Consider the following 14,058-nt stretch of genomic DNA (forward strand, 5'->3'; position numbering starts at 1 on the left):
TGGCCCATTCCTACGCAGCATGAGCGGATCTAACCGTCACTTCCGCAACGCCGCCGCTACTCCCGGAGCGAACTCGGCGCCGTGAAGGACCTGCGCGGTGGACTTGCCGAGCGTGTCGCCGATCGGTTCCGCGCGCCCCCCAAGGCAGCGGCTGAGGAAGTTCTCGGCGACTGCGTTGAACGCGATATTGTTCACCGGCCGGGCAAAGCCATGCCCCTCATCGGGGAACAGGACATAGGTCACCGGGATGCCCTTGGCCTTCATCGCGTTGACGATCTGGTCGGACTCGGCCTGCTTCACCCTCGGGTCGTTGGCACCCTGTCCGATCAGCAGCGGCTTCTTGATCTTGTCGGCGGCGTACAGCGGCGAGCGCTCTTTGAGCAGTGCCAGTCCCTCGGCCGTGGTCGGGTCGCCCATCCGCTTGTAGAACTGGACCTTGCCCGCCTCCCAGTAGGGCGGGATGGTCTTCAGCAGCGTTTCCAGGTTCGACGGCCCGACGATGTCCACGCCGCAGGCAAAGCGATCGGGCGTAAAGGCCAGGCCCGCGAGGGTCGCATAGCCGCCATAGCTGCCGCCCATGATCGCCACCTTGTCGGCGGTCGTGACCCCGCTCTTCACCGCCCAGTCGACCGCGTCCAGCAAGTCGTCGTGCATCGTCCGGCCCCATTGCAGGTTGCCGGCGGTGACGAAGTCCTTGCCGAAACCGGTGGACGCGCGGAAGTTGGTCGACAGCACGGCATAACCGCGGTTGGCCAGCCACTGATGGGTCCCGTTGAAGCCATAAGCATCGCGGCCCCACGGCCCCCCGTGGACCAGGAGCACCATCGGGACCGGCGCATTTGGGCGGCCGTCCGCATCCGGGTCGCTGCCGGCCGGCAAGGTCAGGTAGCTGACAAGGGTCTTGCCGTCGCGCGACCTGATCTCCAGCGGCCGCATTTCGCTGAGCGGCGCACCCGCAAGCACCGGCCGGCTGTCGAACAGCTTGGTCACCGTCTTCGCCTTGCGGTCGTACAGGTAGGTGGATGCGGGCTGCGTCGCGGACGAGACCGCGACCGTCCACTTGTCGTCAGCCAGGGTCCGCGACGTGACGGCGATGTCGCCCTTCAGTCGTCCCTGCAGGAATGCCAGGTCGCTCTTCACCGCATTGCCGAGCGGCGTCCATTCATTGCGCAGATAGTTGACCGCATAGGCCTCGACCTCGCCGGTGCGCGGATTCGCCAGCGCCCCACCGATGTCGGCCCGACCGTCCTCCGCCATCACCCGCTTGGCGCCCGAGGCGACGTCCTGCGCCACCAGCGCGGCAGTGTTCCGGCCTCGGCTATCGATCCAGTACAAGGTTCGCCCGTCGGTGGTGTAGCCGGCCGGGGTGGTCGTCAGGCTGTCGTCCAGCCCGATCTGCTCCAGCGGCTTTGCCTCGACCTTGCCGTCGACCACGCGGAAGTAATCGCTGCCCCCATCGTCCCGACTCTTGGTGGCCCCACGGACGACCAGCTTGGCGTCGGTCAGGAAACCCGCATAGCCGCCGGTGTTCATCATCAGCGGCGTCAGCTTGCCGGACTTCAGGTCCAGGCTATGGATGTCGTGCCATTTGGCGTCGCGATTGTTGACGCCCACCAGGATGCGATCGCGGACCAGCGGCGACACCCCGACGATCTGCACCCGGGTCTTCTCGAACGGCGTCAGCAGCCGTTCCTGCCCACCAACCGGGCTGACGCCATAGAGCAGGAAATTCTCGTCGCCGCCCTTGTCGTTGACATAAAGCAGCATCGAACTGTCCGGCGCCCAGAAATACTGGCGGATCGGGCGGCTCTTCTCAGCCGTGACCGCCTGGGCTGCCGCGGGATTGGCGGCGGGCGCGACCCACAGGTTCAGGACGCCGTCGCGGGGCGCGATCCAGCTCAACCATTTGCCATCCGGCGAGATGCGGCCGGCCGTCTTCTCGGGATTGCCGAACAGCGCTTCACGCGCGATCAGCGGCGTGTTGGCCGGCGTCTGGGCGGTGGCCGCGGCGGCCAGGCCAACGGCAGCGGCGGCGGCAAGCAGAAGGGCGGTGCGCGTCATGATCCGAAAACTCCCCCGGGCCGCCGAGTCGCGGCGGCTATCACGGGAAATTAGCGTGTTACTCGCATAAGACACAAGTATCATTTCAGAACTTGTTATCGCGCGGGAAACCCACCGGCGCCATCCGCCCGCCCGCGCCACGAATCGCCCGCCACGGCGTCAGGTCCACCTCTGTCCTGGTCCGCTTGCTCTCGCCGCCCATCGACCAACTGAGCCCGTCCGCCATGCGCAAGGCGATGGCGTCCGCCAGTCCACCGTCGCGATAGCGCTGCAGCTGCACGCCCGACCCGCGGCCCATCTCCGGCAGCTCGGCGATGTTGAACAGCAGCATCTTGCGATTGTCGCCGATCACCGCGACCGCGTCGGCCTCCGCCGGCACCACCCGCAGGATCGCCAGCTTGGCGCCGGGCCGCAGGTTCAGCAGTTGCTTGCCCTTGCGCGTCTCCGCCAGCACTGCTTCCCCGGTGGTGATGAACCCGCGTCCGTCGGAGCTTGCAACCAGCAGCTTCACCTCCGGCCGAACCACGAACAGGTCGGCGATCTCGACATCAGCGGGGAGGTCGATCGACAGCCGCACCGGCTCGCCGAACCCGCGCCCGCCCGGCAGCTTGTCGCCGCCGAGCGTGTACACTCGCCCATTCTCCGCCGCGAGCAGCAGCTTGTCGGTGGTCTGAGCATGGAAGATGCGCGCCAGCCCATCACCTTCGCGAAACTTCAGCGTCTCCGCATCGTCCAGCGCCACGTGCCCCTTCATCGCCCGGATCCAGCCGCGCTGCGACAGGATGACGGTAATCGGCTCCTTCTCGATCATTGCCGACCAGTCGATCTCGGCTCGCCCGGTCGGACCTTCCTCGATCCGCGTCCGCCGCTCGTCGCCGAACTTGCCGCGCACCGAGGCCAGGTCCTTCTTCAGCCGGGTTCGCTGCCGCGCCGGGCTTTCAACCAGCTTGACCAGCTCCTCGCGTTCTCTCGCAAGGGCAGTGCGCTCCTTGGCAATCTCCATCTCTTCGAGCCGCCGCAAGGATCGAAGCCGCATGTTGAGGACCGCCTCCGCCTGCCGGTCAGTGAGCGCGAATTCAGCGATCATCACCGCCTTCGGTTCATCCTCCGTGCGGATGATTTCGATCACCCGGTCGAGGTTGAGGAAAGCGACAAGAAAGCCGTCGAGCAGCTCCAGCCGGTCGTCGATCTTGCCGATCCGCGTCGTCGCGCGGTTCAGCATCACCTCTATCTGGAACTGCAGCCAGGCGGTGAGGCACTGCTTCAGGCTCATCACCCCCGGGGTGCGGTTCGCGTCCAGCACGTTGAGGTTCAGCGGAAAGCGGATCTCCAGGTCGGTCAGCCGGTAGAGGCTTTCCAGCAGCAGCTGCGGATCGACCGTGCGGCTGCGCGGCTCCAGCACCACCCGGATGTCCTCGGCGCTTTCGTCCCGCACATCGTCGAGAATCGGAAGCTTCTTGTTGGCGATCAGCTCGGCAATCTGCTCGATCAGCTTGCCCTTCTGCACGCCATACGGGATCTCGCTGACCAGCAGGTGCCAGCCGCCGCCTTTCTCCTTCTCGACCGTGACCGATGCCCGCACCCGGAAGCTGCCGCGCCCGGTTTCGTAGGCCAGCGCGATCGCCTCCTTGCTGTCGACGATCACACCCCCGGTCGGGAAGTCCGGCCCGGACACGAAGTCCATCAGGTCGCGGCTTTCGGCGTGGGGATTGTCGATCAGGTGCGCGGCGGCGTCGATCAGCTCGGACACGTTGTGGGGCGGGATGCTGGTCGCCATGCCGACCGCGATCCCCGAGGAGCCGTTGGCAAGCAGGTTTGGGAACAGCCCGGGGAACACCTCCGGCTCTTCTTCCTCGCCATTGTAGGTGGGGCGAAAGCCGACCGTGCCCTCGTCCAGCCCGGCCATCAGCTGCGTCGCAATCGCGGTCAGCTTGGCCTCGGTGTAGCGATAGGCCGCGGCATTATCGCCGTCGATATTACCGAAGTTCCCCTGGCCGTCGACCAGCGGGTAGCGAAGGGCGAAACTCTGCGCGAGCCGCACCATCGCGTCATAAACGGACTGGTCGCCGTGCGGATGGTATTTGCCGATCACGTCGCCGACCACGCGGGCCGACTTCTTGTAAGCCCCAGCCGGATCGAGCCGAAGCAGCCGCATCGCCCACAGCAGCCGGCGATGCACCGGCTTCAACCCGTCACGCACATCTGGCAGCGAGCGCGCGGTGATCGTGGACAGCGCATAAACGAGATAGCGCTCGGACAGAGCGGCATCGAACGGCGTGTCGATGGTGGTGGAGGCGGCGTCGTCAGCAGCAGTGGGCATGGGGCTTGTCTAGCATGCGGATTGGCGCTGCCAATGTGCAAGCAATGGAGTGGCGGCAGTCGTCCAAGCAACGAAGTTCCGAGTGGCGATAAGCTTGTCGACCGAACTTCGGCTGCTTGGCGCCCGACTATGACCTTCGCGCCGGATGGACCCGGAGCTGAAGGTCATCGTTCAGAGGAGATCCAGTCCGTCGCGTTGCGCCCGTTCGCCGGCCGGGCCGCGATCCGCTACCCGCCGCCTGGTGCCTTGGATCCCTTAGGCGCAGCTTCCGGTTCATCGGGCTGCGACTGCCCCCGTTTCCAGTCGATGCGATAAAGGTCGAAGCGACGGTCTGCCAAGTTGCGGACAGTGCCTTCGGCACGCGCCCAAGTGAGGTCCGCAAGGTTCACGTCGGCAATGGTCAGCGTCTCGATGTTTTCGCTCGCTTCCGCTGCGATGCCGTCACGCGCGAATGGAAAGTCGCACGGGGTAAGGATGCAGGATTGGGCATATTGCACGTCCATATTATCGACGCCGGGAAGGTTGCCAACGTTTCCGGACAGGACAACGAAGCACTGGTTTTCGATCGCCCGCGCCTGGGCGCAATAGCGGACGCGCATATATCCCTGGCGATTGTCCGTGCAGAAGGGCACGAAGATAATTCGCGCGCCTTCATCGACGAGGCGACGGGCGAGCTCCGGGAATTCGCTGTCGTAGCAGATGAGCACGCCGATTGGGCCAATGTCTGTCTGGATGACATCGACGGAGCTTCCGCCCTTGATCTTCCACCAATAGGCCTCGTTTGGCGTGGGATGGATCTTTTCCTGCGCATGGACCGAGCCATCGCGCAGGCAGACGTACGCGACGTTCTTGACCGTTCCATCATCGGTGCGGGTGGGGTGCGAACCACCAACGATGTTGATGTTATAGCGCAATGCCATTCGCGCCAGTTCCGAGACGATCGGCGCACGATGCTCGGTCATACGGTCGATCGCCTCCATCGGCGAAAGCTCGGCTTTCTCGGCCGAGAGCAGGGACATCGTGAACAGTTCCGGGAAGACGACGAAGTCGGAACGATAGTCCGCCGCCACATCCACGAAATATTCGACGTTCTTGATGAACTCAGCGAAGTCCTTCACGGCACGTGCCTGGAGCTGGACCGTCGCGAGGCGCACGCTTTCGACCCCGCGCGGGACGCGAAAAGCCGGCGGCTCGTTTGGATCGACGTAGGGATTGCGCCACACCATGTGCGCCGCGAACCCGCCGGACGCCTTGTCGAAGGGCAGGTATTTGGGAAGGATGCCGATCGGCGTGAAGCCGTTTGCGATCTGAAAGCCGATCACCGGATCGCGGAGCTTTCCTTCGCTCACCTGGGTCAGATAATCTTCCGGTCCATTCACCTTCGCCTTGAGGCGCGCATAGTTGGGAATGCGCCCGCCGAAGACGATACCGCGAAGCTCCAGTCGCTCGGCCAGCATCCGGCGTGCGTCGTACAGGCGCTTGCCGATCCGCAGCCCCCGCCGTCTTTCGTCCACAGCCATCTCAATTCCGTAAAGCCAGTCCCCGGTCGGGTCATGGCGGCTTCCGAACCCGTTGCCAGTGATCGTCGCCCAGTCATGCGGAGCAAGAGCGATAGCTTCATCGATGCGGGAAGAGGCGCAATAGCCGACTATTTCCCCATCCAGCACAGCCACGAACTGTCCGTCCGGAAAGTTGTTGATCTGACCCAGGATTTGCCCCGCGCTGTAGTTCGCGATGCCGGGGTAGGCTCGGCTGATAAGCTCCAGGATGCCGCTGATGTCGGCGGGAGTGGGCGTTCGTATTTGGAGAGTGGCTGGACTTCTGCTGGACATGACCTTGCCCTAGCCGACCGCCGGCTCGCGGGTAACGAAATTCTGTCTTATGCAGCGTTCTCAGGCTGAGAGGCCCAAGCGACCATTAGGGGCGCCGCAATGTATGCAGTCCTTCGCGACCGAAGGCCGCGTTCGAGTGTTTCTCACTTGCGAGCGTCACCGGCCAGCACACCGTTCTGGTGAACTGGCACGTGAGGGCCCCCTAAGAGGGCCTGGATGCTTCGCGCCGGCATCAGCTCCAGCGGCTTTCAAGCGAAAACGGGCGTCTGTTGAGCAGGAGCCGTGTCCTCGGCGCGATCTACTTTTTCCCCTTCCGTGCCTGTCGCGCTGCATAGCGAGCATCGCGGGCAGCCTTCATCTCTTCGGCGGTGGCCGGCTTGAGTCGGGCGGCCTTGAGTTCGGCCGCGGCCTTGGATTGCGCCACTTCCGCTGCTTTCAAACTGGCCTTTTCAGCCTTGGCCTCTGCACTGGCCTTCGCCTTGGCCGCCCTCTCCTCAGCCAGAAGCTGCTGCTGTGCGTCCCATGCGTCCCGCAGCGCCGCCATCTCGACGGGGTCCGCAGCCGGCTTGGCTTTGAGTTGGTCAAGCGCGGTTTGCTTCGCCTTCCTGGCGGCAGCTGTTCGATCTTGAAAGGTTGGTTGCTTGAACGAAGCCACTAGTTATCCCTGATGCATGAAGTGTCTGCGCCCTATGCCACGTTGCTCGGTTCAGGGCAGCCAAAATCGCCGTGATGCCTCTCATTGCTGATCTGGAACGTCCCGCTTTCCCCGTCCTGAGCGCAAGAGCCGCCATTCGGCATCCGGGCAGTCGAAGGTGACCAGGTCCCGTGAGTCTGTTGCGTTAAGCGAAGAAGAAGTCGCCAAGGTTGATCTCGAACAGACGTCCGTCATTGACCTGGTCGGCTCCATAGTCCGCCACATAGAGGCTGAGCTTGTCCGGACTATCGAAAGGATCGCTGCTCGGTGCCAGTTCGAGGTCGGTGACCTTGGCGCGGGAGCCGCCCGGCCGCGGAAAATTGCTGAGGAGCGTGATCGTATCCAGGATCGCGCCGTTGCGATCGAGCATCCAGATGTTGGCGCTGAACTTCCCTCCGACGAAGAAGACGTTGTGGACGTCGTCCCACACCAGCGCCTCTGGGTCCTTGATGATCGTGGGCAGCGCAATAGTCCGGACGAGCGTTCCGTTAAGGGTCACTTCCCGGATGTTCGCGTTGACTCCGTTGGCGATGTACAAGTGGCCGTCGTGCCCGCCGGCATCGCCGTCGAACCCGTCATAGGCGACATCCTCCGCATCCGTCGGGCCGCTCAGCGCCGTCCTGAATTCGCCGAGCTTCGTCTGCGGATTGTCGGGATCGACCCAGTACATCCGGTCGGCGTCGTCATCGGAGATGAACAGCAGGTCGGACGACGGCACATAGGCAAGGCCCGTCGGCTCGATGGTGAAACCGGTGAGCTTGTATCCGGCAAGGCGGGTAAGGACGCCGCCGTCGTTGGTTTGCACCAGGAACATGTTGGTCGTGCTGTTGAACGGCGACTCGTTGACCTCGGAGTCGCAGAGGAACAGGCCCTTGCCGGGGACATAGGCCAGGCCCGACGGGTCCGGACTGCCAAGCGCCGTGGTGCTCCACACGTTCCGAACGGTCGGCTGGGACGCGGCTGTGTCATCGTCGACGATCGTGCCCATGCCGCTACCGTCGACGATGACGGCGCCGGGTCCGACGGCATTGCTGAGGTTGACGAAGAAGGTCTCGTTGCCCTCCGCCGTCGTGTCGCCCCTGATCGAGACCGAGACGATCTTTGTCGTCTCGCCCGCCGCGAAGTTGAGCGTGGTCAGCGGAATCGCCGTATAGTCGGTGCCCGCTGCGGCCGACCCATTAGCGGTAGCATAATCGACCGAGAACGCTGCCGTGCCGGTCCTGCTCACGTTGAAGGTCGCCAGCTTGGTACCGGAATTGCCCTCCGTCACCGACACGTCGGAGATCGACACGTTGCCCGCACCCGTACCCGTCCCAGGCGACGTGTACTCGATGTGCAGGAGAGGCGCCTTCGCGGCGCCGCCCTCAAAGGCTTCGGCGGTGCGCCTGCCGCTTCCGGTGATCAGCAGGACGATGTCGTTCAGCGCTGCCCAATCCGACCGGCTGACGATCTCGCTCACGATGGCGCTGATGTCCGGCGTGCGCTGGGCAAGGCTGGCCTCGCCGACCGTGCTCCACGCGCTGGGAGTCCAACTGATCGACGCATCGGTCCTCACGCGCGAAGACGCATTGAAGGCCGTACTGGAGAAGGGCGCCGCGTCTCCCACGTCCTGGCCACGGATCGTCAGTGACGCAGCGCCCGTCGAGACCTCGTCGGTCTGGAATTGCAGGTAAGCGCTTGTGACCACGGCGCCCTGCGGGATGTTGAGCCCCAGAAAGCGGAGACCGACCGTTTGCACCGCACTGCCATCGGTCACCAACTCAAGGTCCGAGCTGCTCAGGCCCATCGAGCCTGAGGCCCGCTCCTCGACATCGTCGGCGCCGCTCGCGATCCGGACCTCTATCGTCGACATGGCTTGACCCCCTTGAAAGGTCATTCCTGTTGTTGATCGATAATGAACTTCACGGCCGGCAAAGGCGATATCCTGTTCGGATTACTCCATAAAAAGGTTCTGGAGAGCGGCAGTTTCTGCCGCCGCTGGAACAAGGAACTAGATACTCAGCTTCCGCTCCCGCTGCGCCGCGATCTGCAGGCGGAGGGCGTTCAGCTTGATGAAGCCGGCCGCGTCGCGCTGGTCATAGCTGGAGCTGCCTTCCTCGAAGGTGACGAGGTCCTGGTCGTAGAGCGAATGGTCGCTCTCACGGCCGATCACGGTCACGTTGCCCTTGTACAGCTTCACCCGCACCCGTCCGGTGACATGCTCCTGGCTCGCATCGATTGCCGCCTGCAGCATCCGCCGTTCCGGCGCGAACCAGAAGCCGTTGTAGATGAGGCTTGCATAGCGCGGCATCAGCTCGTCCTTGAGGTGCATCGCGCCGCCGTCCAGCGTGATGCTCTCCATCCCTCGGTGCCCGGCCAGCAGGATGGTGCCGCCGGGCGTCTCGTACACCCCCCGCGACTTCATGCCGACGAAGCGGTTCTCGACCAGGTCCAGTCGGCCGATGCCATTGTCCCGGCCAAGGTCGTTGAGCTTCGCCAGAAGGCTCGCCGGCGAGAGGGGCTGCCCGTCGATCGCAACGGGATCGCCGCGCTCGAAATCGATTGTGATGACGGTCGGCCTGTCCGGAGCATCCTCCGGCGAGATGGTCCGTTGATGGACATACTCCGGCGCCTCGACCGAGGGATCCTCGAGCACCTTCCCCTCGGAGGAGCTGTGCAGCAGGTTGGCATCGATGGAGAAAGGCGATTCCCCGCGCTTGTCCTTGGCGATCGGGATCTGGTTCTGCTCGGCGAAATGGATCAGTTGCTCACGGCTGGCGAAGTCCCACTCGCGCCACGGAGCGATGACCTTGATCCCCGGATCGAGCGCGAGATAGCCTAGCTCGAACCGGACCTGGTCGTTGCCCTTGCCCGTCGCGCCGTGACAGACGGCGGTGGCTCCGACTGCACGCGCAATCTCGATCTGGCGCTTGGCGATCAGCGGGCGCGCAATTGAGGTGCCAAGCAAATACTGGCCCTCGTAAACCGTGTTCGCGCGGAACATCGGAAAGACGTAGTCGCGGACGAACTCCTCCTGGCAGTCCTCGATGAAGATGTTCTCGGGCCGGACGCCGAGCATCTCCGCCTTGCGCCGCGCCGGCTCGACCTCCTCGCCCTGGCCGAGGTCCGCGGTGAAGGTGACGACCTCCGCATCATACTCGGTCTGCAGCCACTTGAGGATGATGGAGGTATCCAGCCCGCCCGAATAAGCGAGCACGACCTTGGGCTTGTCAGTCATTCTTGTCAGTCCTTGAGAAGCCATTGCAACGCGCCGCGGGCGCTGTGCATGCGGTTTTCGGCCTGCTGCCAGATGACGGAGCGCGGGCCGTCGATCACCTCGGCGGTCACTTCCTCGCCGCGCCGCGCGGGAAGGCAGTGGAGGAAGAAGGCGTCGGGCGCGTGGGCCATCAGCGCGGCATCGACCTGGTACGCCGAGCAGGCCGCCCGGCGCCTTTCCGCCTCCCGGTCCTGCCCCATCGAAACCCACACGTCGGTGTAGACGATGTCGGCTCCTGCAACCGCTTCGACCGGGTCGGCAAGCTGGCGGACTCCGGCGGGTGGGTCCTGAAGTTCGTATCCCGCCGGCGAAGCGGTGATCAGCTCCGCACCGAGCAGCGTACAACCCTCGGCCAGCGACCGCGCGACATTGTTGTTGGCATCGCCGACGAAGGCGACCTTCACGCCCTCGATCCGGCCGCACAGCTGACGAATGGTAAGCAGGTCCGCGAGCGCCTGCAGCGGGTGATCGGTGTCCGACAGCATGTTGAGCACCGGCAGTGCGTTCACTGCCGCCATTGCTGTGAGCAGGCGATGATCCTTCACCCGACCGGCGGCGATCGCGTGGAAGCAGGCGAGGGTGCGCGTAACGTCCTCGACGCTCTCACGTAGGCCGATGCCGAGTTCGTCCTTCTGCAGGTAGACGGGGTGCCCGCCAAGCTGCGCGACGGCCATTTCCATGGAGTTGCGGGTCCGTGCGCTCGGCTTCTCGAAGTAGAGCGCGACACCCTTGTCAGCGAACGGCTTAGCGGCGCTCTCTTCGGACATGGCAAGGATGTCCTCGAGGTCGGCGGGCGAGAGGTCCCGGATGGCGAGCAGGTGCTTCACGCGGCGATTTCCCGCTTGACCATCGTCCCGATACCCTGGTCTGTGAGCAGCTCGATCAGAAGAGCGTGTGGCACCCGGCCGTCGATGATGTGCGCGGTGCCGACCCCGCCATCGACGGCGTCGGCGCAAGCCTTTAGCTTCGGGATCATGCCGGCGCTGATGCTGTCGTCGCCCATGCGCTGGCGCAGCTCCGCGGAGGACAGACGCGGGACTAGCGAGCTTTCGTCGTGGACGTCCTCGAGCAGCCCCGGAGCAGCGGTCAGATAGATGATCTTTTCTGCCTTCATGGCCACCGCGATCGCCCGCGCCGCTTCGTCGGCGTTGACGTTGTGCGGCTGGCCGGAAGAATCGGCGCCGATGGTCGAGACAACCGGGATCAGCCCATCTTCCAGCAACCGATCGATCAAGGAGGCGCGAACCTGCGCGACATTGCCGACAAAGCCGAGGTTGCCGGGCGCTGGGTCGACCACCAGCAGACCCGCATCCTCGCCGGACACGCCGACCGCGACCGGCTCCTCACCAGCCTGACCGTTAATGGTAGTCACGAGATCTCGGTTGATCTTGCCGCCCAGCACCATGCGGACGATCTCCAACGTCTCTGCATCCGTCACGCGAAGGCCGCCGCGGAACTCCGGTTCCTTGCCAACGCGGCGGAGCATGGCGTCGACCTGCGGGCCGCCGCCGTGCACGACGACGCAGTTCACTCCGACGCTGCGCAGAAGCATGACGTCCTGGGCCAAAGCAACGTCGCTTTCCTCATCGATGGCGGCTCCGCCGAGCTTTACGACGATCGACTTGCCCGTGAATTGGCGGATGTAGGGGAGGGCCTCGACAAGGACCCGCGCTGTGTCCACTGGCGTCATGACGTCTTGCTATTCTCTTTGATGTAGCCGGGGCCAAGGTCGATGCCGATCACCTGCGCCGCGCCGCCGCCGGTGCCGAGATTGACTTCGATCTGGATGGTGTCACCCATCATGTGCTCGGTCAGCGTCTGCGCGTCATGGTCGATGCCCGTGCCGCCTTCCGCGACCCGCACACCCCCGTAGCAGACGAAACTCCTGGCGACGTCCATTTCGACATCGCACGAGCCCGCGGCGGCGAGCAGGCGGCCCCAATACGGATCGCCGCCGTACCAGCTGCACTTGACGAGATTGTTCTCGGCGATCGCCTTGGCGGCGATTCTTGCCTCCCTGTCGCTCCGGGCGCCGGTGACCTTGAGCAAGGCGATTCGCGTCATGCCCTCGGCGTCGCGGGCCATCTTGAAGGTCAGTTCCTCGCAGGCGACCTGCACCGCATTGGCGAACTCCTCGAGGTTGCACCTGCCCCGCTTACCGGACGCGAACAGCATCGCGGTGTCGTTGGTGGAGGTCGCCCCATCGACGTTTAGCGTGTTGAAGGTGCGGTCGGACGCCTCTGCCAGAATGCGTTGCATCGCCTCGCGCGGCACGTCGGCATCGGTGGTCAGGAAGGCGAGCATTGTCCCCATGTTGGGCGCGATCATGCCGCACCCCTTGGCCATGCCGCCCAAGGTGAACGTTGAGCCCTGGATCACCACCTGCTTGGTCACGTGGTCGGTCGTCAGGATTCCGCGAGCCGCGTCGTCGGCACCATGCCGCGACAATTTCTTGGCGAGGCGTGGCGTGGCGTGGACAATCGGATCCATCGGCAGCGGCGTGCCGATGATCCCGGTCGAGCAGACGAGCACCGCGCCAGCCGGCACGCCGAGCGCGCCGGCCGCACATTCGCCCATGGCCTCGGCATCCGCGCGACCCTTGGCGCCGGTACCAGCGTTGGCATTGCCGCTGTTGACGATCACGCCCGCCGCGAGTCCGCCGTTCGCGGCCAGCAGCGCGCGGTCCAGCTCCACCGGCGGTGCGGCAAACTTGTTGCGCGTGAAAACTGCCGCGCACGGAACTGGCTGGCGGTCCTCGGTCGCGAGCAGCGCCATGTCGAACCGCTTGCGCTTGATCCCCGCATGGCAACCCGCGGCAACGAAGCCCTCGGCCGCAGTAACGCTCATGGATAGACTCCGCAGGTGGAAAGGCCGGCCGTCTCCTCGAGGCCAAGCATCAGGTTGGCGCATTGGATCATCTGCCCGGCCGCGCCCTTGCCGAGATTGTCGAGCGCCGATAGCGCCAGTACCCGGCGGGTACGCTCGTCATAGCGCGCGGTTACCTGCACGGCGTTGGAGCCGGTGGTCCATTTGGTCTCGGGCAGCGCCTCCGTCACATGCACGAACGGCTCGTTCGCATAAGCGCTCCGCAGCGCGTCCAGGGGTGCGGCCGGCTGCATTGCACCGGCGGCGGGCGCATAGCAGGTCGCGAGAATGCCGCGGTTCATCGGCAGCAGGTGCGGTGTGAAAAGGACGGTGCCGCCGAGTGCCGACTCCATCTCCGCCGTGTGGCGGTGATTGAGCAAGCCGTATGCGGAGAAGTTTTCGGAGACCCGGCCGAACCCGCTCGCTTCCTTCGCAGGCCGGCCGGCGCCGCTGACTCCCGACGCTGCATCGACCAGGATATTCGCGCGGTCGATCAGCCCCGCATCAACCAGCGGCTTGAGCGCAAGGATCGCAGCGGTCGGATAGCAGCCTGCCGCGGCAACGGCCCTCGCGCCCCGGATGCGTTCGCGATTGAGTTCGGGAATGCCGTAGACGAACTCGCCCAGCAGTTCGGGCGCCTGGTGCGCCGCGCCATACCAGCGCTCGTAAGTTGCTGCGTCGTCCAGTCGAAAATCCGCGCCCAGGTCGACGAAGGGGAGGCCGCGCTTCAGGATGGCGGGCGCGATCGCCTGCGAGTGACCATGCGGCAGGGCGGCGAACACCAGGTCGATGCCGTCCAGAGCGACTTCCTCGAACCGCTCAACCAACGTGTCCGGATACGCGGGCGCAACGTGCGGATGCACCTCGGCAAGTGACCTGCCCGCAGCGCTGCCGCCGAACAGCTTCGCCGCTCGCAGGGCGGGGTGGCCGGCGCAAAGGCGAAGAAGCTCGCCGCCGACGTAGCCGGAGGCACCAAGAATAGCGGTTCGAATCACGATGAGGTGCCCTATTCACTTTTCCGCATGAGTAT

At 64.8% G+C, this 14,058-nt stretch carries 10 protein-coding genes; all 10 read right to left on the minus strand.

Translation table 11 applies throughout. From position 1 onward, the window contains the following. Positions 1–36: 36 nt before the first annotated feature. The 10 genes from ACFQPG_RS09215 to argC all read right to left on the minus strand — a co-directional run bounded on the left by ACFQPG_RS09215 (position 37) and on the right by argC (position 14,023). A complete protein-coding gene (locus tag ACFQPG_RS09215) occupies positions 37–2,061 on the minus strand; it encodes a S9 family peptidase (RefSeq protein WP_380812292.1) in 2,025 nt (674 codons plus the stop codon). 85 nt (positions 2,062–2,146) lie between these two features. Next, positions 2,147–4,381 carry a DNA topoisomerase IV subunit A gene (parC, locus tag ACFQPG_RS09220; RefSeq protein WP_380812294.1) on the minus strand — a complete coding sequence of 745 codons (2,235 nt, stop codon included), beginning with the start codon at positions 4,379–4,381 and terminating at the stop codon, positions 2,147–2,149. Positions 4,382–4,608: 227 nt separating this feature from the next. Next, entirely contained in the window at positions 4,609–6,213 is a 1,605-nt protein-coding gene (locus ACFQPG_RS09225) for a GNAT family N-acetyltransferase (protein ID WP_380812296.1), read from the minus strand. Positions 6,214–6,511: 298 nt separating this feature from the next. Then, positions 6,512–6,868 (minus strand): DUF6481 family protein, encoded by a 357-nt coding sequence (locus ACFQPG_RS09230; RefSeq protein ID WP_380812298.1) that lies wholly within the window; start codon positions 6,866–6,868, stop codon positions 6,512–6,514. 184 nt (positions 6,869–7,052) lie between these two features. Continuing rightward, the gene (locus ACFQPG_RS09235; RefSeq protein WP_380812300.1) at positions 7,053–8,759 is read right to left on the minus strand and encodes a Calx-beta domain-containing protein; all 1,707 of its coding nucleotides are present in this window, start codon (positions 8,757–8,759) and stop codon (positions 7,053–7,055) included. Between the two features lie 138 nt (positions 8,760–8,897). Continuing rightward, positions 8,898–10,124 (minus strand): argininosuccinate synthase, encoded by a 1,227-nt coding sequence (locus ACFQPG_RS09240; RefSeq protein WP_380812302.1) that lies wholly within the window; start codon positions 10,122–10,124, stop codon positions 8,898–8,900. A gap of 5 nt (positions 10,125–10,129) precedes the next feature. Next, a complete protein-coding gene (argF, locus tag ACFQPG_RS09245; RefSeq protein WP_380812304.1) occupies positions 10,130–10,990 on the minus strand; it encodes an ornithine carbamoyltransferase in 861 nt (286 codons plus the stop codon). Then, positions 10,987–11,853 (minus strand): acetylglutamate kinase, encoded by an 867-nt coding sequence (gene argB / locus ACFQPG_RS09250; RefSeq protein ID WP_380812306.1) that lies wholly within the window; start codon positions 11,851–11,853, stop codon positions 10,987–10,989. The genes argF and argB overlap by 4 nt, the downstream gene beginning before the upstream one ends. Further along, complete coding sequence (gene argJ, locus ACFQPG_RS09255) at positions 11,850–13,010, minus strand: bifunctional glutamate N-acetyltransferase/amino-acid acetyltransferase ArgJ (RefSeq protein WP_380812308.1); 1,161 nt, start codon at positions 13,008–13,010, stop codon at positions 11,850–11,852. The genes argB and argJ overlap by 4 nt, the downstream gene beginning before the upstream one ends. Then, entirely contained in the window at positions 13,007–14,023 is a 1,017-nt protein-coding gene (gene argC / locus ACFQPG_RS09260) for an N-acetyl-gamma-glutamyl-phosphate reductase (protein WP_380812310.1), read from the minus strand. Before argC ends, argJ begins: the two co-directional genes overlap by 4 nt. Positions 14,024–14,058: the final 35 nt, after the last annotated feature.

Origin of the sequence: Sphingomonas sp. GCM10030256 (genome assembly GCF_042666415.1) — a bacterium.
In the GTDB taxonomy this organism is placed as follows: Bacteria; Pseudomonadota; Alphaproteobacteria; order Sphingomonadales; family Sphingomonadaceae; genus Sphingomicrobium.

Bases quoted from the DNA above. Each gene is read 5' to 3' on its own strand.
- parC (WP_380812294.1), bottom strand. From the start codon at position 4,381: ATGCCCACTGCTGCTGACGACGCCGCCTCCACCACCATCGACACGCCG.
- ACFQPG_RS09225 (WP_380812296.1), bottom strand. From the start codon at position 6,213: ATGTCCAGCAGAAGTCCAGCCACTCTCCAAATACGAACGCCCACTCCC.
- ACFQPG_RS09215 (WP_380812292.1), bottom strand. From the start codon at position 2,061: ATGACGCGCACCGCCCTTCTGCTTGCCGCCGCCGCTGCCGTTGGCCTG.
- ACFQPG_RS09235 (WP_380812300.1), bottom strand. From the start codon at position 8,759: ATGTCGACGATAGAGGTCCGGATCGCGAGCGGCGCCGACGATGTCGAG.
- argJ (WP_380812308.1), bottom strand. From the start codon at position 13,010: ATGAGCGTTACTGCGGCCGAGGGCTTCGTTGCCGCGGGTTGCCATGCG.
- ACFQPG_RS09240 (WP_380812302.1), bottom strand. From the start codon at position 10,124: ATGACTGACAAGCCCAAGGTCGTGCTCGCTTATTCGGGCGGGCTGGAT.
- argB (WP_380812306.1), bottom strand. From the start codon at position 11,853: ATGACGCCAGTGGACACAGCGCGGGTCCTTGTCGAGGCCCTCCCCTAC.